Annotated in this window: 19 protein-coding genes and 5 pseudogenes; 9 read left to right on the forward strand and 15 right to left on the reverse strand. The window is 71.8% G+C overall.

Annotation, left to right across the window (positions count from 1 at the left end):
* Positions 1–53: 53 nt before the first annotated feature.
* A complete protein-coding gene (locus ACZ3KJ_RS19885; RefSeq protein ID WP_467528576.1) occupies positions 54–815 on the forward strand; it encodes an SDR family oxidoreductase in 762 nt (253 codons plus the stop codon).
* Between the two features lie 144 nt (positions 816–959).
* A complete protein-coding gene (locus ACZ3KJ_RS19890; RefSeq protein ID WP_467528627.1) occupies positions 960–1,178 on the forward strand; it encodes a hypothetical protein in 219 nt (72 codons plus the stop codon).
* Between the two features lie 203 nt (positions 1,179–1,381).
* On the opposite strand, the pseudogene ACZ3KJ_RS19895 reads toward ACZ3KJ_RS19890, so the two are convergent.
* The 5 genes and pseudogenes from ACZ3KJ_RS19895 to ACZ3KJ_RS19915 form a co-directional block, all read right to left on the reverse strand.
* Positions 1,382–1,543: pseudogene (locus tag ACZ3KJ_RS19895) on the reverse strand (GntR family transcriptional regulator); the annotation flags it as partial.
* 81 nt (positions 1,544–1,624) lie between these two features.
* A complete protein-coding gene (locus tag ACZ3KJ_RS19900; RefSeq protein ID WP_467528578.1) occupies positions 1,625–1,921 on the reverse strand; it encodes an antibiotic biosynthesis monooxygenase family protein in 297 nt (98 codons plus the stop codon).
* A 19-nt stretch (positions 1,922–1,940) separates the two neighbouring features.
* Entirely contained in the window at positions 1,941–2,399 is a 459-nt protein-coding gene (locus ACZ3KJ_RS19905) for a cupin domain-containing protein (RefSeq protein ID WP_467528623.1), read from the reverse strand.
* Between the two features lie 34 nt (positions 2,400–2,433).
* Positions 2,434–2,547: pseudogene (locus ACZ3KJ_RS19910) on the reverse strand (aldehyde dehydrogenase family protein); the annotation flags it as partial.
* Positions 2,548–2,591: 44 nt separating this feature from the next.
* Positions 2,592–2,999, reverse strand: a pseudogene (locus tag ACZ3KJ_RS19915) (isocitrate/isopropylmalate family dehydrogenase); the annotation flags it as partial.
* A gap of 189 nt (positions 3,000–3,188) precedes the next feature.
* On the opposite strand from ACZ3KJ_RS19915, the gene ACZ3KJ_RS19920 reads away from it, so the two are divergent.
* The 3 genes and pseudogenes from ACZ3KJ_RS19920 to ACZ3KJ_RS19930 all read left to right on the forward strand — a co-directional run bounded on the left by ACZ3KJ_RS19920 (position 3,189) and on the right by ACZ3KJ_RS19930 (position 5,124).
* On the forward strand, positions 3,189–3,926 hold the full coding sequence (locus tag ACZ3KJ_RS19920) for an amidohydrolase family protein (RefSeq protein WP_467528580.1): 738 nt from the start codon (positions 3,189–3,191) through the stop codon (positions 3,924–3,926).
* A gap of 89 nt (positions 3,927–4,015) precedes the next feature.
* Positions 4,016–4,606: pseudogene (locus ACZ3KJ_RS19925) on the forward strand (helix-turn-helix transcriptional regulator); the annotation flags it as partial.
* Between the two features lie 17 nt (positions 4,607–4,623).
* Positions 4,624–5,124, forward strand: a complete 501-nt coding sequence (locus ACZ3KJ_RS19930) for a tyrosine-type recombinase/integrase (protein WP_467528581.1) — start codon at positions 4,624–4,626, stop codon at positions 5,122–5,124.
* Positions 5,125–5,358: 234 nt separating this feature from the next.
* On the opposite strand, the pseudogene ACZ3KJ_RS19935 reads toward ACZ3KJ_RS19930, so the two are convergent.
* The 9 genes and pseudogenes from ACZ3KJ_RS19935 to ACZ3KJ_RS19975 form a co-directional block, all read right to left on the reverse strand.
* Positions 5,359–5,475 (reverse strand): annotated as a pseudogene (locus ACZ3KJ_RS19935) (IS5/IS1182 family transposase); the annotation flags it as partial.
* Between the two features lie 448 nt (positions 5,476–5,923).
* Complete coding sequence (locus ACZ3KJ_RS19940) at positions 5,924–6,073, reverse strand: hypothetical protein (RefSeq protein WP_467528583.1); 150 nt, start codon at positions 6,071–6,073, stop codon at positions 5,924–5,926.
* Positions 6,067–6,486, reverse strand: coding sequence for a hypothetical protein (locus ACZ3KJ_RS19945; RefSeq protein ID WP_467528584.1), 420 nt, complete (start codon positions 6,484–6,486; stop codon positions 6,067–6,069). The genes ACZ3KJ_RS19940 and ACZ3KJ_RS19945 overlap by 7 nt, the downstream gene beginning before the upstream one ends.
* A 49-nt stretch (positions 6,487–6,535) precedes the next feature.
* Positions 6,536–6,928, reverse strand: coding sequence for an isochorismatase family protein (locus ACZ3KJ_RS19950; RefSeq protein WP_467528585.1), 393 nt, complete (start codon positions 6,926–6,928; stop codon positions 6,536–6,538).
* Positions 6,929–6,931: 3 nt separating this feature from the next.
* Positions 6,932–8,257, reverse strand: a complete 1,326-nt coding sequence (locus tag ACZ3KJ_RS19955; RefSeq protein ID WP_467528587.1) for an isochorismate synthase — start codon at positions 8,255–8,257, stop codon at positions 6,932–6,934.
* Between the two features lie 87 nt (positions 8,258–8,344).
* Entirely contained in the window at positions 8,345–8,488 is a 144-nt protein-coding gene (locus ACZ3KJ_RS19960) for a hypothetical protein (RefSeq protein ID WP_467528589.1), read from the reverse strand.
* Entirely contained in the window at positions 8,485–9,249 is a 765-nt protein-coding gene (locus ACZ3KJ_RS19965; protein WP_467528590.1) for a thioesterase II family protein, read from the reverse strand. Before ACZ3KJ_RS19965 ends, ACZ3KJ_RS19960 begins: the two co-directional genes overlap by 4 nt.
* Positions 9,246–13,895 (reverse strand): non-ribosomal peptide synthetase, encoded by a 4,650-nt coding sequence (locus tag ACZ3KJ_RS19970; RefSeq protein WP_467528592.1) that lies wholly within the window; start codon positions 13,893–13,895, stop codon positions 9,246–9,248. Before ACZ3KJ_RS19970 ends, ACZ3KJ_RS19965 begins: the two co-directional genes overlap by 4 nt.
* A 238-nt stretch (positions 13,896–14,133) precedes the next feature.
* The gene (locus ACZ3KJ_RS19975; protein WP_467528594.1) at positions 14,134–15,738 is read right to left on the reverse strand and encodes a B12-binding domain-containing radical SAM protein; all 1,605 of its coding nucleotides are present in this window, start codon (positions 15,736–15,738) and stop codon (positions 14,134–14,136) included.
* Between the two features lie 367 nt (positions 15,739–16,105).
* Here ACZ3KJ_RS19975 and ACZ3KJ_RS19980 point away from each other — a divergent pair, with 367 nt between their 5' ends.
* A complete protein-coding gene (locus ACZ3KJ_RS19980) occupies positions 16,106–16,864 on the forward strand; it encodes a TetR/AcrR family transcriptional regulator (RefSeq protein WP_467528595.1) in 759 nt (252 codons plus the stop codon).
* Positions 16,865–16,898: 34 nt separating this feature from the next.
* On the opposite strand, the gene ACZ3KJ_RS19985 is transcribed toward ACZ3KJ_RS19980, so the two are convergent.
* Positions 16,899–18,350 (reverse strand): MFS transporter, encoded by a 1,452-nt coding sequence (locus ACZ3KJ_RS19985; protein WP_467528596.1) that lies wholly within the window; start codon positions 18,348–18,350, stop codon positions 16,899–16,901.
* 319 nt (positions 18,351–18,669) lie between these two features.
* Between ACZ3KJ_RS19985 and ACZ3KJ_RS19990 the strand changes: the two genes are divergently transcribed.
* The 3 genes from ACZ3KJ_RS19990 to ACZ3KJ_RS20000 all read left to right on the forward strand — a co-directional run.
* Positions 18,670–19,758 carry a methyltransferase gene (locus ACZ3KJ_RS19990; protein ID WP_467528597.1) on the forward strand — a complete coding sequence of 363 codons (1,089 nt, stop codon included), beginning with the start codon at positions 18,670–18,672 and terminating at the stop codon, positions 19,756–19,758.
* A gap of 139 nt (positions 19,759–19,897) precedes the next feature.
* Entirely contained in the window at positions 19,898–21,514 is a 1,617-nt protein-coding gene (locus ACZ3KJ_RS19995; protein WP_467528599.1) for a (2,3-dihydroxybenzoyl)adenylate synthase, read from the forward strand.
* Positions 21,515–21,610: 96 nt separating this feature from the next.
* On the forward strand, positions 21,611–22,446 hold an 836-nt coding region (locus ACZ3KJ_RS20000), incomplete at its 3' end, for a tryptophan 7-halogenase (RefSeq protein ID WP_467528600.1).

Consider the following 22,446-nt stretch of genomic DNA (forward strand, 5'->3'; position numbering starts at 1 on the left):
CCACCTTCGGCAGCAACTGTCACCGGCCCGCGCCGCGCCACAGAGTGGACGCCATGAACACCGCACTCACTGACACACCCACTGACTCCGGCGCATCGCCGGCCGCCGGAAAGACGGTCCTGATCACCGGTGGCACGAGCGGGATCGGCGCCGCGACCGCTCGGCTCCTGCTCGGGCGTGGCCACCGGGTCGCCGTCACCGGGCGCGACCCTGGTCGGCTCAAGGCCTTCCTCGACGAAGTCGGCCACGCGGACCGCGTCCTGGGGCTGGTAGCAGATGCCTCCGACTGGGACGCCACGAACACGGCGGTCACCAGCGCGGTGGAGCGCTTCGGGTCGCTGGACGCGGCCATCGCGAACGCGGGCGGCGCGTCCGCGGATCACTTCCGGACGGGCGGTGCCGGCGTCCTCGACGACGGCGATCCGGAGCTGTGGGCACCGATGGTGCTCGCCAACGTGCTCGGCCCGGCTCTGCTGGCCAAGGCGACCCTGCCCCACCTCGAGCAGTCCCGCGGCCGGCTGGTGCTCATCGGCAGCGTGGCCGGAATCAAGAACAGCCCGGGCAACCTCTACTCCGCCACGAAGTGGGCAGTGGTCGGCTTCGCCGAGAACCTCCGCCTGCACGCCACGACCCGCGGCATCGGAGTCACGGTCGTGAACCCAGGCATGATCGACACCGCGTTCTGGCACGGCCAGGCTCCCCCCGTCGCGATGAGCCCGGATTCGGTGGCCGAGGCGATCGGCTTCGCGCTCGACCAGCCGGCAGGCGTCGACCTCAACACGGTGACGATCCGTCCGATCGGCCAGCCCGTCTGACCTCGGTCGGGCGGCGTGCTCCGCTCGCGGTGCCGGCCGCGTCCCGCAGGGGCCGGCACCACGTGCCGTGCCACCCCGCCGGACGCTCCGTCAGCCGGCCCCGTCCGTCCCGCTGCCCGTCTTCTCCCGGCCCACGGACGACAGGTGTCGGCGCAGGAAGGCCACTGCCTCGGCACGCTCTCCGGCCAGCGGGAGATCGGCTGGGCGCACGTGCTCGGCGCAGCGCAGGGCGGCGCGGTCGCGTCGGAGGGAGCGCAGGGCGTGGGCTGGAACTCCCAGCCGTATCCGGGGAGCCGTTCGATCCAGCCCTCCACCGCGATGCGGCGCAGGACGTGGGCGAGCTGTCCGGGCATGAGGTCGTAGCGGCGGGCGAGGGCGTTCCCGGTGACCCGGTCGGGGAGCCGGCCGTCGAGGCGGCCGGCCGCGATGCGCAGGCAGACGTCCTCGGTGGCGTCCTCGCCCGGCGGGCACAAGGACGCCCCGGTGAGCTCCGGGCCGGTGAGGGCGACGGTGCAGCCGCCCCGCTCGGCGGCGACCCCCACGCCTTCGTCCGCCGGCAGCCGCAGGGCCTCGCGGACCGGCGAGCGGGACACCTTCAGCTGTTCGGCCAGGGCACGTTCGACCAGGCGGGTGCCGGCGGACAGCCCGTCCGACGCCATGTGCTCCACGATGCGGGCGGCCGTCCGGCGGGTGAGCGGGGTGGGGCCTTGGGCCGTGGGCGCTGTCATCCTCCGGTGCCTCCGCGGGGGACGGAGCCGGACGGAACCGGCCCGCGTCGGCCGGGACCCGGTCGGTCCCGGCCGGCGACGTCAGGGTGCGAGGACGGAGTGTACGTGCTCGACCTGCGGCGGAGCGGCGAAGTGCGGTCCGGCCAGGGCCCGCCACCGGGCGAAGTTCTCCGAGCCGCGGAAGGTGACGGTGTGGTGCTCGACGGTCTCCCAGCGGACCGTCAGCCGGTAGCGCGCGGGGTGTTCGACGCTGCGGTGCAGGTCGACCCCGTGGCAGCCGTCGGCGGCGAGGAAGTACGGCAGGGCCTTGGCGACGGCCTCCTCGAACTCCCGCTCCTGGCCCGGGTGGACTTCGATCTGGGCGATCTCGGTGATCACGTGGTGCTTCTTCCTGGTGTCAGCCGCGCTGGTCGGCGGCGGCCTCGGCGTGTTCGGCGTCGACCCGTGCGGTGACGCCGGTCTCGACGATGGTGCGCGTGGCGTCGACGGTGGCGTAGATCCACAGGATGCGCATCGGCTCGATGGCGGAGGCGTTGCGGAACCGGTGGGGCGTGCCGGCGGGGACGTACGTGGTGTCGAAGCGGGTCACATGGTGCTCGGTGCCGTCGATCTCCACGATGGCGTCGCCTTCGAGGATGGTGACGGACTCCGGGCAGTTGTGGGTGTGCAGGGCGATGCCCGCGCCGCCGTCGAAGAGGGTCTGGCCGGTGAGGAAGACCTCGGCGCCGGCCGCCTTGGTCACCAGGGGGATGGTGCGGGCGCCGCCGCCGCGGCTGAAGGCGGTCAGCTCGGCCGGGCGCAGCACGGCGGGCGGGAAGGAGGCGAAGCAGGGCTCGTCGGTGGGGTGGTCGTGCACGGTGTTCCTCCAGGTGGGCCGGTGTCGGGGGTGGTCAGGCGGCGGGGCCGATCCAGACGGTCTTGGTGTTGACGAACTCGCGGATGCCCTCGGCGCCGAGTTCGCGGCCGTAGCCGGACTTCTTGATGCCGCCGAAGGGCGGGCGCGGGCCAGCGCGAACGCGGTCCGGGCGACCCGTTCGCCGGCCTTCGCGGTGACCTTGCGGATCGAGAATGCGGAGTCCTCGTCGGGCATGAACTCCCCCGCGCCCGCGAACATGTTGCGGTCCGAGTAGAAGCCCTCGGTGTTCTCCCGGACGATGACCAGGTCCATCGGGTCGCGCAGGATGCTCAGGTCGGGGTGGGAGCGGCAGGGGCGGATGTTGGCGTAGAGCTCGAAGCGGGTGCGCAGTTCGGCCGAGGGGTTGACGCCGCCCTCGGCGCGGGGCGGGTAGTCAAGGTGCGAGACCGGGCCGAGGAGTACGCCGTCGGCCTGCGGGACGCGTTCCAGTACGGCGTCCGGCAGGGTCGAACCGGATGCGGCGAGCGACGCGAAACCGACCGCGGCGGGTGCGCGCGAGGGCGCGTGCTCGGCGGAGGCGGAGCGTGCGAGGTCGGACATGGGGCGTCCTCAGGGCGGCTCAGAGGGGATGGGGCGAGGTCGCTGACGGAGATACGGGGCGGCCGTCCCGGACCGTCCAGGGCGAGTGATCGCCGGAGCGGACGGTGATCGCGCCGTGCCCCGGCACGTCACCGCCCGGGATACGTTAAGCACATCGTTTGGTTTTTTGGAAGAGCGTTGTACCAAACGGTGACCGCCGAGTACCGCCCGAGCGCGGCACGTCCGCCACCCCGCCCCCAGCTCGCGCGAGGAGCCGGCACGCCCGCACCGGCACACCCCCGCACCGTCCAGGTCCTCGGCGTCCGGCACAGCCCCGGTCCCGCACTCCCGGACGGCGCCTGCGACACCCACGTACACCTGTTCGGTCCCGCCGACCGCTACCCGTACGCGGCCGGCCGCGGTTACCTGCCGCCCGACACGCTCCCCGCCGACCTGCGGGCACTCCATCGGCACCTGGGGATCAGCCGCACCGCGCTGGTCCAGCCCAGCCCGTACGGCACCGACAACACACGCCTCCCGGACGGCCTGCGCACGCTGGGCCCGTCGGCGCGCGGTGTCGCGGCGATCGCTCCCGACGCCGGTCCCGACGAGCTGCGCGCGATGGACCGGGCCGGTGTCCGCGGAGTCCGCGTCAACCTCGGCGCGCACGCCGTCAACGACCTGACCGGGCGCGCGAGCGCATCGAGGCCACGGGCACGGCGATCGCGCCGCTCGGCCGGCACCTGGACCCGCATCTGGACGCCGCCGCCCTGGCGGCTTTCGAGGGCCTCGTCCCCCGCCTCCCCGTCCCGGTGGTGCTCGACCACTTCGCCGGCTACCGAGCCCGGGCCGGCTCCGGCACCGGGACCGGGTGGCAACACACAGGCTTCTGTGACCTCTCCGCAACACCGCCAGCCCAAAGCCTCCTGCTGCACCGAGACGTCCTGACGCAGTAAAAGAGAAATCTCTCGCGTTTGGCGAGAGGGGTTCTGCCAGGGCCAGGAAGAGGTCGCCCGGCGCGGGCGATACTCGGGCGCATGAGCACGCAAGCGGACGGGCACGCCTCCGCCCCGCAGGCCGAAGCCTGTACCGCCACGGACAGCCGTCCGGACCTCGGCGACATCGGGGAGTTCCTCCGCTCCCGGCGCGCCCGCATCAAGCCCGCCGACGTGGGCCTGCCCGCCCTGGGCCGACGGCGCGTGCCCGGACTGCGGCGCGAGGAACTCGCCCAGCTCGCCGGGGTGAGCATCGACTACTACACCCGCCTGGAACGCGGCCGCGCGCGCAATGTCTCCGACGCCGTCCTCGACGCCGTCGCCGGCGTCCTCCGTCTCGACGACACCGAGCGCGGCCACCTGCGCAATCCGGCCCGGCCCGCACCGTCCCGCCCCCGGCCCCGCACCGCGGACGTCGCTGTCCGGCCGGGGGTGCGGAGGCTGCTGGAGATGATGGAGACCGTCCCGGCATGCGTCCTCGGCCGCCGGACCGACGTCCTGGCCTGGAACGCCCTGGCCGACGCGCTGTACGGCTTCTCGGCCATGCCGCCCGAGCACCGCAACGCGGCCCGGCACACCTTCCTGCACCCCGACGCCGAGACCTTCTACCAGGACCGGCCCGAGGTCGCCGCTTGATGAGCGGCTGCGGCATGCGCAACGGCGAAGCCGCCGCGGTCAACCTGCGCAACATCGTCGCCGACGACGTCTACCGCATCACCGAACAGGTCAACCAGACCACCGGCCGCTATGCCCGGCTCAAGCACAGAAAGACGGGCGACTACCGCGACGTGCCCCTGCCCGCACACGTCAGGCAGAACATCGAGCAGTACGCCGCCACGCACGGCACCGTCGACGGCTACCTGCTCCGCCACCCCCTCGACCCGTCACGAACGTTCCCGCTCTACTACCTCAACAACCAGTGGCGACGGATCAAGAAGCAGGACGGCATCGACATCCCGCAGGGGATGGTCCTCTACAGCTTCCGGCACTTCTTCGCGTCCAACTGCCTCACCCATGGCATCGCCATCACCGACGTCGCCGAATGGATGGGACACAAGAACATCGAAGTCACCTTCGAGATCTACCGACACCTCATGCCCGGGTCCATGAGCAAAGCGGCCACCATCCTCAGCCTGAGCCTCACCACGTAAGCAACGGCCCCCTGACTGCATCCGACCCCGGGTCTTGTGGGCCCGCATGTTGCGGTGTCCGTATTCGCGCTCGACGTCGATGCCGACCGTGGTGCCGTGATCGACGACAGGGTCCTCCGACCGCCCGGCCTTCTCGCGGACCTGCCAGCGCAGCAGGTCGTTCATCTTCACGTCCGCGCCGTCGTCGCGCCAGGGCGCAAAGTAGTCGTACACGGCCGACTCCGGCGGCAGGTCGTGCGGGAGGTGGTCCCACTGGCAGCCGGTCCGGTCCTGGTACAGGAGCGCGTTCACGACTCCCGCAGCTCGTAACGGCCCTGATGTCCCGTCGGGGACGGATGGCCGGCCTTCCATGGCGAGATCGCGGGCTCGGTCAGCTCCCACCGCTCATGAGATCAGTCGCTCTTGTAAGGCTTGCGGTCGCTCACCCAGCCAGCTCAGCAGGACCGAGGAGCCCGACCGGCCGGAACCGCCCGAACCTCCTACACATCATCCGGTCGCAGGTACATCCGATGCCGCACCCTCGCATGCTTCAGCCAGCACCTGCTGTGGCAGCGCAACTGCTAGGGCCTGTTGCGAAAGTCCCGCCTGCCCGACGACGCCATGCACGCACTCTCGCCGCACCGGCCCCTGACCCAAGTACATCCAGTACGAGGGCCAGGGGCCGGCACGCCGAGAGCACGCACCTGACGCCGCCAGGCCCGCCCTCCGGGCGGACGACGGGACTTTCGCAACAGGCCCTAGTGGCTGCAACGGGGATGCACCGAAGGAAGCTTCCAAGATGAGATCGAACCCAGGGCCCTCAGTCACGTTCGGGAGGGGCGTCGAGGGCGGGCCCGGTGGTCGTGGTGGCCGACGGCTGCTGGGCTGTGGTTTCGTGCTTGTGGCGGCCGCGGAGGCTGCGGATCCAGCCTGCCACCGCCACGCACACGGCGGTGATCGCGATCAGCATGTGCCGCCTCCCGCCTGCGCGGGTCGGGGACGCAGACGGCCCTCGGCCCAGTCGCGGGCGGCCGTCGCGTCATCGAACGCCGCTGCCGGGCAACCGAGGATCAGCGGGGCCGCCTTGACGAGCTTCCCCGCCCGCCGCAGGACCGAGGGGTCGGCGACGATCGCCACGCCCCGGCACCGTTCGCCCATCTGCGCGCGATGCCCGCGCAGGAAGCGCACGAGTCCCGACTTGGGAGCCCGCACGGGCTCGTCCTTGGCCACCGCGGGCTGGACGACGACCAAGGCGAAGGGTCCGCTTCGGTCGAGCGCGGTGCGCAGTGCGTCGAGTACGGCGGCGTGGTGCTCAGCCTTCGAGGCGGTCTCTCCGTGCACTTCCACGAGAGGCCACCGGTCCCAGCGGATCTCGGTCGGCATGCGTCACCCGTTTTCCACACTGTCACTGAGAAGGTTAGGCAAACCTAATCTAGCAGACACTGTCCGCAAGTTTGCCCGTCACGACTCCGGCCCCTTCGGCAGGGGCGAGTTGGTCGACGATGGCGGTGTGCCCGGCGGAACCGCCCACGCCGACGCCCCAGAAGTCGCGCAGCAGCGCGCGATGGGCGGGCGACCGGTCGCCGGGCTGGGCGCTGAGGTTCACCGGCATACCCAGCGCCGTGCATCGCCGTTTCAGTTCGGCGGCGTTGTCGAGCAGTTCGACGGCAGGTGACGCGTCCGGTGCGTAGGCCGCGAGGAAGTAGCGCTGCATGTCCTGGACCAGCAGGGCGGCGCGCCGCGGATCGGGGCGCCAGTCGGCGACGTCGGCGGGCAGGTCGGCGGCTTCGGGCATGGGATAGGGCCTGATCGGGGGGATGGGCATGGATCAGTCCCTTTCGAGGTCCTCGGCGGCCGGTCCCCGTTCGAGGTCTTCCGTGGCCAACCCCAGTGCGTCGAGGAGCGTGCGGAACTTCGCTGTGGTCTCGGCGAGTTCACCGGCCGGCGTCGAACCGGGCACGATGCCCGCGCCGGCGTACAGCCGCAGCGACCCGTCCTCGACCTCGGCGCAGCGGAGGGTTACGGCCCATTCCCCGTCGCCGCTCGCGTCGCACCAGCCGACTGCTCCCGCGTAGAAGCCGCGGTCGAAGGGCTCCAGCTCGGCGATCAGGTCCCGTGCCGGGTCGGCGGGGGTGCCGCACACGGCCGGGGTGGGGTGGAGTGCGGTGGCCAGTTCCAGGGACGAGGTCGCGGGGTTGCGCAGGGTCGCGCGCACGGGGGTGCCGAGGTGCCACAGCGTCTCGGTGCGGGTGAGCGAGGGGCGGGCGGGGGTGTGAACGTCCTTGCAGTAGGGGAGCAGGGCGGCGGTGACCGCCTCGACCACGAGTGCGTGTTCGTGGAGGTTCTTCGCCGACGCGAGCAGGGCCTCGGCGCGACGCGCGTCCTCGGCCGGATCGGCGCTGCGGGCCACGGTGCCGGCGAGCGGATGCGAGAGGACTGTACCGCCCTTCTTCGCGACCAGCAGCTCGGGACTCGCGCCGACCAGGGTCCTGGGCCCCGGCAGCGGGGCGGCGAAGACGAACCCGTGGGGGTTTCGGTGCCGTAACGAGGCGACCAGGGCGGGCAGGTCCACAGGGGCGTCGGCGACCAGGCGCAGGGTCCGCGCCAGGACGACCTTGTCCAGCTTCCCGTCGCGCAGCCTGCCCAGTGCTTCCTGGACGGCGGCGAGATAGCGCTCCTCGGGCGGTTCGGGCCGGGCGGTGTGGAAGCGGGGCCGGGGTACGGAAACGGCGGTGGGCGAGTGCGCCGTGGCCGCCCGGAACTTGCGGAGGCTGGCCGTCACGGCGAGCCGGGGCGGTGTGTCGGGGCGGAAGGGCAGCAAGCCGACGGCGGTCGTCTCCGGCCGCCCGGCCTCGGCGGCGGCCCGCAGCCGCTCGACGACCGCGGCGACGGATCGGAGGCCGGTGCCGGAACCGGTGACAGACCGGACGCGGGAACCGATGACAGGCTCGGTGGCGGACCTCGCGCCGGGGCCGATGGTGAAATCGGTGGTGACATCGCCCGCGGGCTCGATCTCGGGCAGTTCGGTCACATGGGTCATCAGTTCCGCGTCGGGCGAGGCGAAGGAGAAGGTCGTCCGGGCGGAGGCGAGGGTTCGAGGGGTCCGGGTATCCCGGACGCGGTCGCCGGGCAGTGGCTTTCCTGGTGCGGACACGGGTCCCTTTCCGGTGGCGGCCGGCTGGCGTCGGCCTGTCGTGCGACGGCCGTTCCGGAGCGCGGGGCGACGCCCCGGAACGGCGTGTCAGGCGCGCAGGGTGGCCCCGCCGTCGACGTACAGGTCGTGCAGGGTGATGTGGCGGGCGCGCACCATGACGACGCGGTCGGTGAACTCGCCGTGGAGACCGTCCGCCGGCGGCGCGCACGCGACGGCCCGTCCGTCCGTCATGGTGCCGCCTGCCCGGCCGAAGCGGCCCCGCCCGGAGCGAGTCGGCGCAGCACCTCGCCCACGAGCCGCTCCTGCTCCTCGACCAGGTAGAAGTGGCCGCCGGGGAAGGTGAACAGCTCGAAGGAGGACGCGGTGTACGACCGCCAGCGTCGGACGCTGTCGAGCGGCGCCTCGGGATCGTCCCGCCCGGTCAGGGCCATGACCGGGGAACGCAGGAGGCGGCCCTCGGCATACCGGTAGGTGTCGAGGAGCCGGAAGTCCCGGCGGATGTCGGGCAGCCAGACCGAGCGCAGCTCCGGGTCTTCGAGGATCTCCGCCGCCGTGCCGCCCAACCGGCGCAGCACGCGGACGAGGTCGTCCTCCGGCCGCAGGTGCAGGCCGTCGGGGCGGTGGTCGCCGGGGGACGGCGCGCCGGAGACGAACAGGGGAAGCGGGGGGTGACCGAGCGCTTCCCAGGAGCGGGCCGTCTCGTAGGCCACCACGGCTCCCAGGCTGTGTCCGAACAGGGCGGAGGGACGCCTGGGGAGGGCGCTCAGTTCCCGGGCGGCGCGGGAGGCGAGGTCGGTCAGGTTCTCCTCGGGACGCGGCGTGTAGCGGACCGTGACGAGTTCGACGTGGGCCGGGAGGGCGTGGGCCCAGGACGAGAAGAAGGTGCCGGGCGCGCCCGCGTGCGGGAAGCAGACGAGCCTCGTCCTGGGCGGCGGCCCGTGGTGGGTGTGGCAGGTCAGCAGGCGTGGGACGGTGGACGCCGACACGGTCATCGCCCGGCCTCCGTCCCGAGTGCGGCCAGACCGGCGACCGTGGTGCGGTCCATCAGGGCCCGCAGCAGGGTGTCGAAGTCGTGCCCGGCGAGTTCGGGAACGTCGGCGCGCAGGCGGCCGACCAGCCGGGTCACCAGCAGTGAGTCACCGCCGAGGGAGAAGAAGTCCCGGTCGCGGGGCACCTCGTGGACCCCCAGGCTGTCGGCCCACAGCGCGGCGACACGTATCTCCAGGTCACCCCTGGGCGGCGTGTGCCTGCGGTCGTCCCCGCCCGCTGCCCCGGCAGCCAGGCGGGCACGCAGCGCGGCGTGGTCGACCTTGCCGTTGGCGGTGAGCGGGATCGCGTCGAGGATCTCCAGCCGTTCGGGGACCATGTGGCCGGGCAGGTGCCGTGCCAGGTGCTCCGACAGCCCGTCCGCCGACAGCTGTGCCCGGTCGGCCTTGAAGCGGGCCGCCAGCATGCTCTGGCCGAGCTGGGCGAGGCCGTCGGACTCGCCGGGGAGGCTGAACACGCCGGTGCCGTCGGCGCGGGCCAGCAGGTCCCGCCACTCGGTGCGGGAGAACAGGAAGCGGTCCGAGCCGGCGCGGACGTCCGTGAAGTCGCCCCCGTGGTCCGCGGCCCCGGCCAGGAACTCCATGGAGATGAGCATCTCCGGTATCTCGTCGGTGAGTTCGGTGAACACGAGGTGGCCCTGCGGGGCGAGCAACTCCCTGAGTCTTACGAGGAGTGCGTCGGCGTCGCGGGTGTTGTGCAGGACGTTCGCGGCCACGACGACGTCGTACGAGCCCGTCCGCAGGCCCTGTGTCCAGGGATCCCGCTCCATGTCGTAGAGCGCGTAGTGCACGAAGTCCCGGTCCGAGAAACGCTGTCGGGCCTCGTCGAGGAAGAACGGCGAGACGTCGGTGAACAGGTACTCGACGTCGTGTCCCGACAGTGCCTCGAAGGCGTCCGCGCTGGTGCCGCCGACGCCGGCTCCGATCTCCAGGATCCGCAGCGGCCCCGGCCCCTCGTGGCGTCGGGCCAGTTCACCGAGGACGGTGGCCACGGCCCGGTTCAGATAGCGGACGATCAGGCTCTCGGTGAAGGCGGCGATCGCGGTCCGTGAACTGCCTTCCGGGAACAGCAGGTGCACCTGGTCGACCTCGCCCCGCATCAGGGCGGGCAGATGACCCGCGCTGGTCCGGAAGAGGCGCAGCACCTCCTCGGGCCACAGCCTCAGGTCGGGAGCCTTCAGTACCTGCTGCCACGCCGCCTCGGCGTCCCGCTCCGACACCGCGCGCAGCGTGTGGTAGCGGCCGTCCTTCTCTTCCCGGAGGAGTACTCCGGCGCGGGTGAGCGCGGCCAGCCAGCGGCGCAGCAGCCGGTGGTGGCGGGGGTCTGCGCCCGACCGTCCGGCTGCCTCGTCGCCGGTGAGCCCCGAAGCTCCGGGGGCGAACTCGCCCGGCAGCAGCTGATTCAGGGCCTCGGCGATGGACAGCAGCACCGCCTTCTTGAGGGTCCGCGCGAAGGTGCGCAGCCCGTCCGTGTCGGTCAGGGACGCGACCCGGGACGCCTCGGTGTGCGCCGTCGTACACAGGGTCGTACTCAGGTCGGTCCCGGTGGCCGCGGCGGCACCGGGCGCCCGCGCCGGTGTCACGAACGCGGCGAGTCGGCGGTCGAAGGCGTCCGTGCCGTCGACCACGAGCCGGGCCTCGGCGACATCGGGGTGCCGTTCGAGTACGGCCTCGATCTCGGCGAGTTCGATACGGTGCCCGCGGATCTTCACCTGGGAGTCGGTACGGCCCAGGAACTCGATGGTCCCGTCGGGCAGATAGCGCCCCAGGTCGCCCGTGCGGTAGAGGCGTTCACCGGTGACCGGGTGGTCCAGGAACCGCTCGGCGGTCTTCTCCGGGTCGCCGAGGTAGCCGAGGGCGACTCCGGTGCCGGCGATGAACAGCTCGCCGGGCACCCACTCAGGGCTGTGCCGCAGCCGGTCGTCCAGGACGTGGAAGCGCTGGTTGGCGAGCGGCTTGCCGTAGGGGATGCTGCGCCAGTCGCGGTCGACCTTGCCGATGGGGTGCTCGATGGACCAGATGGCCGCCTCCGTGGCACCGCCGAGACTGTACAGCGCGAGGGACGGCACCTTGGCGCGGATCGAGTCGGGCAGGGTGACCGGGATCCAGTCGCCGCTGAGGAGCGCCACCCTCGGGCTCGGCAGGATCACTTCGGGGGTGTCGTCGAGGAAGCGGTCGAGCATCAGGAGCTGGGCGGGGACCGAGTTCCACAGCGTGACGCCGTGACGGGATATCAGGTCGGCCCAGTGGGAGGGGTCGCCGCGGCGCTCGGGGTCGGGCAGGACGAGGGCGGCGCCGACCGCGAGCGGGCCGAAGACGTCGTAGACGGACAGGTCGAAGCCGAGTCCGGCGAGGCCGAGCACGCGGTCCTGTCCGTCCACGCCGTAGCGCCGGTTGATGTCCTCGATCGTGTTGACCGCGCTGCGGTGCGAGATCATCACGCCCTTGGGCGTGCCGGTCGAGCCGGAGGTGTAGATCACGTAGGCGAGGTCGTCGGGGGAACATCGGCGGGCGGGCGTGGCCGCGAGGGCGGCCGGGTTCCCGAGGTCGGCCGGGGCGACGGTATCGACCGGTAGGAGCGAACATCGTTCCAGCGCATCGCTGTCGGGGACGGGGAGCCAGGACTGGGTGAGGAGCTGCCGGATCCCGGCGTCGGTGAGCATCCGGTCCCGCCGCTCGGGCGGCTGCTCCGGACCGAGCGGGACGTAGGCGCCGCCCGCCGCGAGGACACCGAGCACCGCGACGACCTGTTCCCAGCCCTTGTCCATGAGGACGCCGATCCGGTCGCCCGGGGCGCAGCCGCCCGCCCGGAGGTGCTCGGCCACGCCCGCCGCCCGCGCCGCCAGTTCGCCGTACGTCAGCACCCGGTCGCCGCTGATCACGGCGGGCCGGTCGGGGGTGTGCCGCGCCTGGGCGAGGACGCCCTCGTGCAGGAGCGCCGAGGGGACGGGGGCGGCGGTGGCGTTGGCCTCCTCGCGCACCCGGAGCTGCCGCTGCGGAAGGGTGGGTACCACGGGGTGGTCCCAGTTCGCGTCCTCGGCGGCCAGTTGCCGCAGCAGGCGCAGATAGGCGTCGAACATGTCGTCGAGGAGGCCCTGGGGGAAGAGTGCGTCGACCGCGTCCCAGACCGCCTCCATGCCCTCGTCGTCCTCGTAGAGCTGGTGGTCCAGCCAGCACTGCGGGGTCTGGGAGATCATCCAGTCGAGCTCGCCGAGGTGGGTGCGGAACCGTTCGTCGACCAGTTCCCGTCCGAGGTTGCTGGCGAACACGACGGGCGCGGTGAACGTGCCGCCATGGCTGCGGGCCAGGTCGCGCAGCACGTCGATGCCGGAGTAGTCGGCGTGGGCGGTGTTCTCCTGGAAGCGCTCCTGTACGCGCCGGGCCTGGCCGGCGAAGCCGTCGTCGCCGGAGAGGTCGATGTCGAGCAGGACCAGGTCGGTGAAGTCGGCCACCATGTGCGGCACCCCGGGGTGGCTGCTGCGCCGGTTGAACAGGGGAAGGTTCAGCAGCAGCCGGGGCCGGCCGCTCCACACCGCGAGGACGTGGGCGAAGGCCGTGGCCACCGCCATGGAGGGGGTGAGGCCGTGGGCACGGGCCCGCTCGCGCAGGCGGTACCACTCGTCCGCCGTCAGCCGGCCCGACCGCCGCACGAACCGGGGCTCGGTGATCCGCCCGGGATCCGTCGCCAGGGGCAGCTGCGGGGCCTGCGGCAGTTCGGGCAGCCGCCGCTGCCAGAAGGCGCGGGCCTTCCCGGGATCGCGCCGGGTCCGCTGGTCCGCCAGGTAAGCGGGGAAGGTGATGCCGATCTCGGGCAGGGCCGTGTCCGGAGCCGCGTACAGGCTCGCCAGGTCGGACAGCACGATCTGCACGCTGAGCACATCGGCCACGAGCAGGTCGACGTCGACGTAGAGCCGGCTGCGGCCCTCGGGCAGCAGGGCGAGCCGCACGCCGAAGACCTCGCCGCGCTCCACCGCCGGGCGCCGGTGGGAGAGCTCGTCGCGCAACTCCGTCAGCCACTGGTCCCGCCGGACCTCGTCGAGGTCGCGCAGGTCGTCGACGGTCAGCCCGGGCCACCGGCCGGGCGGCAGGATCTGCTGCCGCCCGTCGTCGAGGAACGCGGCCCGCAGCATGTCGTGCCGGTCCATCAGCGCGGCCACCGCCCGGTCGAGCCGCTCGGGGTCCACGTCCTGGCAGATGAACTCGAAGTAGGCGTGACAGCCGACTCCGCCCATCTCGACCCCGTCGCGGCGCCCGATCCAGTACGCCTGCTGTACCGGTGTGAGGGGGAAGGGCGCCGCCCGATCCACGTCCTCCCGCGGACCCTCGGGTTCCGCGTCGCCGCTGGTCAGCCGGTGCAGCACCTCGGCCCAGCCGCGCGGGGTGGGCCGCGCCGCCAGGTCCGAGAAGGCGACCTCGATGCCCTGGTTCTGCCAGTGCGCGGCCACCCGCATCATCGCCAGTGAGTCCAGGCCGAGGCCGATGAAGCTGTCGTCGGGCCCGGCGTCGTCGACCGCGCCGTCCACGTACTCGGCCACGGCCCGGCGGACCACGTCCTCCCATGCGGCCCGGTCCCGGGGCATGCTCTGGGTCATATACGTCACTCCAGGGGTACGTCAGGTGGGTGGAGGGGGATGCGCCATCGGCACGAGGGCGCACGGCTCCACGCGGCGGGTGGTGGGGCGGGCGGCGGCCGCGTCGTGGAGCGCGATCCGGGCAAGGCAGGCGGAGGGGAGGAGCAGCTCGGGCGTCGGAAGGGCCGGACGGCAGCTCGGGAGCGGACGGCGGGGCCGTCGGCTCAGCTGTGGTGCGGAGGGGCCGCCGGCGACGTGGTCAGATCGCCTCGCGGCACAACTCGCTTCCGTCCGGGGCCAGTTCGACGCCGTGGGCGCGCAGCCGTGCCAGCTGGACGCGCACCTCGTGAGCGGCCCGGTCGAGGTCGTCGTGGTCCCGGGGGGCCATGGCGAGCCGATCGACGGCCTTCTCCACCGCGATGTTGGTCCACCGGTCGCGGTCGGGCATCAGCTCGTGCTGGTACTGGCGCTGCCACAGCAGGTACACCGCCTTGTCGTTGCGCAGGCGAACCTGGTCCAGCGTGTCGGCCTGCAAACGGTCGGCCTGCGCACTCTCCATCCCGATGTGGGACCACGCCGACGCCGGATCGCTGGGATCGTCGGCCTCGATCCGCAGTTCCTGACGGTCCTGCCACAACGGCATCGTCTCGTCCGTGATGGAGAACCGGCTCAGCTGGAAGTACCCGACGAATTCGTCCACGAGATACGCACGGGTGTCCTCGAACATCTCCGGGGTCTCACCCGGATATCCGACGATGAAGAAGATCTCGTACGACAGCCCACTGCTGCTGAGCAGTTCCATCGCCCGGCGATTCTGTTTGACGCTCACCCGCTTGCTCATCCGTTTGAGCGTGTCGTCGTTCATGGACTCGAAACCGAGATGCAGCTGGACACAGTTCGACTCGACGAGGCTGTCCACGAGTTCGGCCGAACTGATGGTGTTCGCCCTGCTGTATCCCTCCCATCGGGGAACTCCGGAGCCCGGCAGTATTTCCAGGAGCCGGCGCAACCGGGTGGGCGGAATGGTGAACGTCGAGTCCATGGCCGAGATCATGCGGGCGCCGTTCTTGTCGCCGTAGGAGATCCAGTCGTCGCGGATCTTCTCGGCGGATTTGTAACGCCATTTCGGGGAGGCCGCGGGGAAAGAACAGAACTTGCAGTCGAACGGGCAGCCCCGCATGGACTCGTAAGGGACGATCGGCGCCTTTCCCGGAAATCCCGGTGAGGGGAAGGCGTCGATGTCCACGTATTCGACGGGGTTGACTCGGACGCGGTCGCCGTCCCGCCAGACGACGTTGGGGACCAAGGCGAGTCCATCACGGCGCTCCAAGGCGTCGAGGATGTGCGGCAGTGCCTCCTCGCCGTCCCCGCGCACCACGGCGGCGATCTCCGGATGGTCCCTCATCGCCTGCATGAACTTGAGGTTGGTGAATTGGCCGCCGACGATGACGGGCACGTCCGGAAGGTTTTGGGTGATCCAGCGCATGGCGGCGGACAGGATGGACGCGTTCCAGATGTACGTGGTCGACAGCAGAACGGCGTCGAAGTCGCCGGGGGGCGGTTCGGCTTTCTGCTGCCAGACGTCCTGGAGGTTCACGGACGCGAAATCGTGGGCGGAGTCCTGGAGAATGGAGTCGAGCGTGAAGGTGGTGAGATGTGGGATGGAGGTGCGCTGCGGGCGCAGTAGCGCGTACTGCTTTCCGTCACGCGCGAAGGTCAGGTCATCCAGGGAGATGTCCGGATGACCAGCCCTGCGCACCACTTCCTTCACCCGGTCGTTCCGGAGGGATTCGAAGAGTGAACCCCGCAGATAGGCGGAATTGATGTAGGCAGGCCCGAGCCCGCTCAGGAGCAACACACGCATTGCAGGCTCCCCGTATCGACGACGGCGCGAAGGAAAGCGAGAACAGAGCTGAAGATCCGTGAGAACGGGAAGGGAGACGGCCGCGCACCCGGGGCATCCCCGTCCCGAAGCCGGCAACCTGCCGCATGATCGCCGCTCCTGACTCACGGTGGAGGGCTTCACGGGACGAGGAGGAGAGACGTCCGGCGAGCGGCAACGCGTAGTGGGTTGACTGGGGGTGTGCCATCACCGCGGGCAAATCTACGAGATGTGGACGCCGTCCGCAAGTTGCTCGAAGAGCTCTTCCGCCGGACGGATGGTGGCGCCCCCTGACCCGTGTCCGCCCCAGGGGGCGCCCCGCGTCGGCCGGTCGGGTACGTTCCACTTCATGGACCGGCAGGAACATACGCATACCCGAGCCCCACTGCCGTGGGGCACGCTGAACCGGGATCAGATCGTGGTCGCGGCGCTCGGCATCGCCCGGGACGAAGGCCTGGAAGCGCTCAGCATTCGTCGACTGGCGGACCGGCTCGGCGTCTCCCGCATGGCGCTGTACCGCCACATCTCCGACAAGGACGACCTGCTCGACCTGGTGGCCGACGCGATCGCCGACCGCGACCTTGCGGTGCCGGAGGCCCACGAGGGTTCCTGGGAGGAACGGCTGCGCGCGCTGGCCCGCGCGATGCGCTCCCAACTGCTGGCCTACAAAGGTCTGACGGATCTGATCGTCACGCGCGGCAACCGCGGCCCCAGCGTGCTGAAGCTGACCGAGGCGATCCTGTCCATCCTCGACGAGGCGGGCTTCGACGCGCACTGGTCCGCCCGCTACTACCAGTCCGTCGTGGACGTCCTCGTCGGGCGCGTCCACCGCGAGCTGCACTCCGCCCTGACCAGCCCGGAGCGGGCCGAGCGGATGACGGCCGCCGCGCTGGCCCAGCCCGCGGAGGCGTGGCCGCGACTGCGGGAGGTCGGCTCGCATCTCCAGACGGTCACCGCGGACGAGATCTACGAGACGGAGATCGAACTTCTCATCGGAGGCCTGCGCTCGGCCCCCCAGCGCCGCGCCCGCTCCGCCGGGTCCGGCCCGGCCCCGGCCGACCCGGAGCCCCACGATCCCCTCGGCTGTCCGTTGTGCGAGGGCACCTGACCCGACCGTGCGGGAGCGGCGCCCACCGACGACTTCAGACCCGCGTCGTCCCGGGTTCCGCCGTCGGCGCGGTGGCCCTGCGCGGCATGGCCAGGGTGGCGACGAGCGCGGCCACGGCGACGAGCGCGAACAGGACGAAGCCGCGCGTGTAGCCGGACACGTCGGGCAGGGCGGGGACCCTCGGTGAGGGCGAGGCCGCGAGCATCGCTGAGGCGATCTGCGCGCCGAGGGCGCCTCCGACCGTACGGACGATGGTGTTGACGCCGACGGCTACGCCTGTGTGGCGGGGCTCGACCGATTCGACCACCAGATTGCCCAGGGCCGCGAACGCCAGCCCGTAGCCCGCGCCGACCAGCACACCTGTCAGGTAGAAGTCCCACACGCTGCCATGGGCGGCGGCGAGCCAGGCGAACGCCACAGCGGCGCATCCGGCCCCGGCACACAGCGGCACCCGGGGTCCGAACCGCTCGGTCAGCCGGCCGGACAGCGGGCTTGCGATCAGGGTGAGCACACCCACGGGAAGCATCACGAGGCCCGCACCGGCGGCGGAGAGGGTGAAGCCGTAGCCGCTCACCTCGGGCGTCTCGACGAAACGCGGGATCAGCGTGATGGAGCCGAACATCGCGGCGCCGATGATGAAGGCGATCAGGTTGGCGGCGGCGAACGCGCGCACCTTGAGCAGCCGGAGGTCGATCAGCGGGTCCGCCGAGCGAAGTTCGACGGCCGCGAACACACCGAGCAGGACGACCGCGGCGACGAACAGGGACAGGATTCCGGCCGACTTCCAGCCCCAGGTGTTGCCCTCGCTGATACCGAGGAGCAGGCAGACCAGGGCACCCGAGAGGACCACGGCTCCGGCCAGGTCGATCCGGCCGCCGGCCACTCCCCCGGCGGCCGGCAGGGACCGGACCCCCGCGAGCGCGGCAGCCGCGAGACAGACGGTCAGCCAGGACAGCGACTCCGTGCCGAAGGCCTCGACGAGCGGGCCGGCGATCACCATGCCGGCGGCGCCGCCGACGCCGAACATCGCGCTGAGCACGGCCACCACGCGCGGGATGCGGACGGGGTCGACGGCGGTCCGGACGATGCCCATGGCCAGCGGGAAGACACCGCCCGCGACACCCTGGAGAACCCGCCCGGTGATGACCACGCCGAGCGATCCCACGTGGGTGCCCAGCGCCGCCACCAGCGCGCCGACCGCGAACGAGGTCAGACAGCCGGCCAGAACCCGCCGGTAGCCGCGGGCGTCCCCGAGCCGGCCGGCGATCGGCACGGCGATGGCGCTGGCCAGCATGAACGAGGTCAGCACCCAGGCCACGCCGGTCGACGAGGTACCGAGGTCCACCTGCAGGCCGGGCAGGACCGCGACCACCACCGTCTGCGCCAGGCTGGCACCGAACGCCGCCAGCAGCAGCGCGGCCACCACGGCGCGTCCGCCCGACCCGGCTCCGGCCGGGCTCTCCACCTCTGTCCGCTCGGTGCTCACGTCACGTCCTCGATCTCTTGTGCGGCTGTCGGCTCTTCGGCACAGTACGAGGTTGCGGACACTGTCCGCAACCTCGTGTTCAAGCCAGGACGATCAACCGACCCCGTTGCCGCCACGACCGACCGCCGTCAAGGTGTGGCCCGGCTGCACCGTCCCGGCGGGAGAACCGCTTCGACGTCCGGCCGACAGAACCGCCCCGTGCCGTCACGGCCGGGAAGCCGCCCCGTACCCTCCCCGGCCCGCGCGACACGGCGGACCCCGCGCGAAGCGGCCGGGCGTCGCCGACTCCCCCACCCCCAACACCTTCGAGGAGCACGCCATGCGTACCGACGAGAACCCGGGCGAGCGTTTCGCCCACGCCTTCGGCGCCCCCGAGGAGGGAGACCTGCTGGCCCGCCTCTACGCCCTGTCCGACGTCGCCACCCCGTTCGCCGTACGGGTCCTGGCCACCCTGCGGATTCCGGATCTGCTCGACGGCGGGAGCGCTCCGGCCGTCGACCTCGCCGCCCGGACCGGCGCCGACCGCGACGCGCTGGAGCGCGTGCTGCGCCACCTGGTGACCCGGAGGCTGCTGACCGAGCCCGAGCCCGGCGTCTTCGCCATGACCGAGCTCGGCGAACCGCTGCGCGCCGGGCATGCCTCGGGGCTGCGGGACTGGCTCGACCTACGGGGCGGGCTCGGCCGCTCGGACCAGGCGTTCAGCGCTCTGCTCGACTCGGTCCTGACCGGCGGGCCGGCCTTCGACGGGCTCTTCGGCCGCGACTTCTGGCAGGACCTCGCCGCCGAGCCCGAGCGCGGCGCCGCCTTCGCCGCCCTGATGAGCACGCAGTTGCGGGTGGGCGCCGACGAGGTGGCCAAGGCGTACGCCTGGGACGGCGTGCAGCATGTGGTCGACGTCGGCGGCGGCAACGGCCGCCAACTGGCCGCGATCCTGCGGGCCCACCCCGCCCTGCGCGGCACCCTGCTGGACCTGCCCGAGACGACCGCCCAGGCCGCACCCGTGCTGGCCGAGGCCGGGGTGACGGACCGCATCAGCGTCCACCCCGGCAGCTTCTTCGACCCGCTGCCTTCCGGCGCGGACGTCTACCTGCTCTCCCGCGTCCTGCACGACTGGAACGACGAGAAGGCGGCCCAGATCCTCGAACGCTGTGCCCAGGCCCTGGGCGAGGGCGGGAAGCTGCTGATCGTCGAGCCGGTCCTGGACGACGAAGAGGTGGCCTATCCACGCACCGACGTGGACCTGCGCATGCTGGTCACGCTCGGCGGACGGGAGCGTTCACTCGCCGACTTCACCGCGCTGGCGGCGTCGGCCGGCCTGCGGGCCGAGGCGGTGGGGCGTACCCCTTCCGGACGCCAGCTCATGGAATGTACGCCCGAGCCGGTCTCCACAGCCACAACGCCCCTGTGACCGGTCCGGTAGCTGTCCGCCATTGACCGTGTACAGCCAGCTCGCTAAGGTGAACCTGCCATCACCACCTCCCGAGGTCGACGTCGATCTCGTCCGCCCACATCGCCCCGCTCGTTCGGGGCGGCACGGACAAGAGGTGATGCGAGTGCTTCCCGGCTGTCCCAGCTGGCCGCAGGAATTCGCCGAGCGCTACCGGTCAGCAGGATTCTGGGGTGACGACACCCTGGGTTCGGTACTGCGCGACCAAGCCCGGCACCATGGTTCGAAGACGGCCGTGGTGTGCGGGAACCGCAGAGTGTCGTACGCCCGACTCGACCGGCGCGCAGATCAGCTGGCCACCGGACTGCGGCGGCTGGGCGTACGCAGGGAAGACCGGGTCGTCGTACAGCTGCCCAACGTCGCAGAGTTCCATGACGTGTGCTTCGCCCTGTTCCGCATCGGGGCCGTCCCCGTGCTGGCCCTGCCCGCGCTGCGCAGCAGCGAGATCATCCATCTGTCCGCCTCCACCGAGGCGGTCGCCTACGTGGTGGCCGCCTCGGACGGGGCGTTCGACTTCCTCGCGCTGGCCGAGCAGGTGCGGACCGCCGTACCGACCCTCAAGTGGGTGCTCGCCACGGGCGGTTCGCCCGACGACGACCGATGCCGTCCCCTGGAGGACCTGTACGACGACCCCGCGCCGGACGACATGGAGGGCCCCGCCCCGCGTGACGTGGCACTGCTCCAACTCTCCGGCGGCACCACGGCCTTGCCCAAACTCATCCCCCGCACCCACGCCGACTACCTCTACACTGCCCGGGCCTGCGCGGACGCCGCCGGTTTCGACGAGGACAGCGTCTACCTCGCCGCCCTGCCCATGGCCCACAACTTCCCCCTCGTCTCACCGGGTGTCATCGGCGCCGTGGCCGTCGGCGCGACCTGTGTCCTCGCCCCACTGCCCAGCCCGGACGTGGCGTTCGCGCTCATCGCCGCCGAAGGCGTCACCCATACCTCGGTCGTCCCTCCACTGGCCCTGATCTGGCTGGAGGCCGTCTCCGACCGGCACGACCTGTCCAGCCTGCGGGTCCTCCAGGTGGGCGGCGCCAAGTGCAGCGCGGAGGTCGCCCAACGGATCCGGCCCACACTGGGGTGCACCCTGCAGCAGGCGTTCGGCATGGCGGAGGGGCTGATCTGCTTCACACGCCTGGACGACCCCGACGAGGTCATCGTGCACACCCAGGGCCGGCCCATCTCACCGGGCGACGAGTTCCGCGTCGTCGACCCGGAGGGCGGGGAAGTGCCCGAGGGCGAGACCGGCGAGCTTCTGGCCCGGGGTCCGTACACCATCCGCGGCTACTACCGTGCCGAGGAGCACAACGCCAGGGCCTTCACCCCGGACGGCTTCTACCGTACGGGAGACCTGGTCCGGCTGCGTCCCGACGGCTATCTCGTCGTCGAGGGCCGGGCCAAGGACCAGATCAACCGCGGCGGCGAGAAGATCGCCGCCGAGGAGGTGGAGAACCACCTGCTCGCCCACCCCGCCGTGCACGACGCCGCCCTGGTCGCCCTGCCCGACCCCTTCCTCGGCGAGCGCTCCTGCGCCTACGTCATCCCCAGCGGCGCCGCCCCGAGCGCCGCCGACCTCATCGCGTTCCTGCACGCGCGCGGCATCGCCGCCTACAAGGTCCCCGACCGCTTCAAGTTCGTCGACACCTTCCCGCTGACCGGCGTCGGCAAGGTGTCCAAGAAGGACCTGGGCACGCGCACCGTGTCCTCGTAAGGACACCCCGCACCCCGCACCCCGCACCCCGTGTCCTCGTAGGGCACGCCGCACCCCGCACCCCGGCTTCGGCCCTCAGCTCCAGGGAGAGCTCATATGCCCCTGCCCGAAAACCCCTCCTTCGACGTCGTCGTGGTCGGCGGCGGTCCCGGCGGCTCCACCACGGCCGCCCTGGTCGCGATGGCAGGCCACCGCGTGCTGCTGCTGGAGAAGGAGTCCTTCCCCCGCCACCAGATCGGCGAGTCGCTGCTCCCGGCGACGATCCACGGGATCTGCCGCTTCCTCGGCGTCCACGAGGAGATGGAGAAGGCCGGGTTCATGCCCAAGCGCGGCGGGACCTTCCGCTGGGGCTCCAACCCCGAGCCCTGGAACTTCCTGTTCGCCTACTCCCCCCTGATGTCCGGCCCCGCCTCCACGGCCTACCAGGTCGAGCGGATGAAGTTCGACAAGATCCTGCTCGACAACGCCCGCAGGGTCGGCGTCGACGTACGCGAACAATGCGCGGCGGTGGCCACCCTGACCGAGGGCGACCGGGTGACCGGCCTGCGCTGGTCGGACGCGGACGGCCGATTCCACGAAACCACCGCCAGGTTCGTCGTCGACGCCTCCGGCAGCAACAGCAGGCTCGCCCGCGCGGTCGGCAGGCGCAACTACTCCGACTTCTTCCGCAACGTGGCCCTCTACGGCTACTACGAGGGCGGCAAGCGCCTGCCCGGACCCGACGCCGGCAACATCCTGTGCTGCGCGTGGGACGACGGCTGGTTCTGGTACATCCCCCTCACCGACACCCTCACCAGCGTCGGCGCGGTCGTCAACCGCTCCCAGGCCGGCGTCCTCTCGCGTGACCCCGAGGCCGCCATGGACCGGTTCATCGAGCGCGCCCCCATGATCAAGGACTATCTGGCGGACGCCCGGCGGGTCACCGAGGGGCC

The organism is Streptomyces sp. NPDC003248, assembly GCF_055563235.1.

Bases quoted from the DNA above. Each gene is read 5' to 3' on its own strand.
- ACZ3KJ_RS19960 (WP_467528589.1), bottom strand. From the start codon at position 8,488: ATGACGGACGGACGGGCCGTCGCGTGCGCGCCGCCGGCGGACGGTCTC.
- ACZ3KJ_RS19970 (WP_467528592.1), bottom strand. From the start codon at position 13,895: ATGACCCAGAGCATGCCCCGGGACCGGGCCGCATGGGAGGACGTGGTC.
- ACZ3KJ_RS19990 (WP_467528597.1), top strand. From the start codon at position 18,670: ATGCGTACCGACGAGAACCCGGGCGAGCGTTTCGCCCACGCCTTCGGC.
- ACZ3KJ_RS19995 (WP_467528599.1), top strand. From the start codon at position 19,898: ATGCGAGTGCTTCCCGGCTGTCCCAGCTGGCCGCAGGAATTCGCCGAG.
- ACZ3KJ_RS19930 (WP_467528581.1), top strand. From the start codon at position 4,624: ATGCGCAACGGCGAAGCCGCCGCGGTCAACCTGCGCAACATCGTCGCC.
- ACZ3KJ_RS19950 (WP_467528585.1), bottom strand. From the start codon at position 6,928: ATGCCCATCCCCCCGATCAGGCCCTATCCCATGCCCGAAGCCGCCGAC.
- ACZ3KJ_RS19980 (WP_467528595.1), top strand. From the start codon at position 16,106: ATGGACCGGCAGGAACATACGCATACCCGAGCCCCACTGCCGTGGGGC.
- ACZ3KJ_RS19885 (WP_467528576.1), top strand. From the start codon at position 54: ATGAACACCGCACTCACTGACACACCCACTGACTCCGGCGCATCGCCG.
- ACZ3KJ_RS19940 (WP_467528583.1), bottom strand. From the start codon at position 6,073: ATGCTGATCGCGATCACCGCCGTGTGCGTGGCGGTGGCAGGCTGGATC.
- ACZ3KJ_RS19965 (WP_467528590.1), bottom strand. From the start codon at position 9,249: ATGACCGTGTCGGCGTCCACCGTCCCACGCCTGCTGACCTGCCACACC.
- ACZ3KJ_RS19975 (WP_467528594.1), bottom strand. From the start codon at position 15,738: ATGCGTGTGTTGCTCCTGAGCGGGCTCGGGCCTGCCTACATCAATTCC.
- ACZ3KJ_RS19945 (WP_467528584.1), bottom strand. From the start codon at position 6,486: ATGCCGACCGAGATCCGCTGGGACCGGTGGCCTCTCGTGGAAGTGCAC.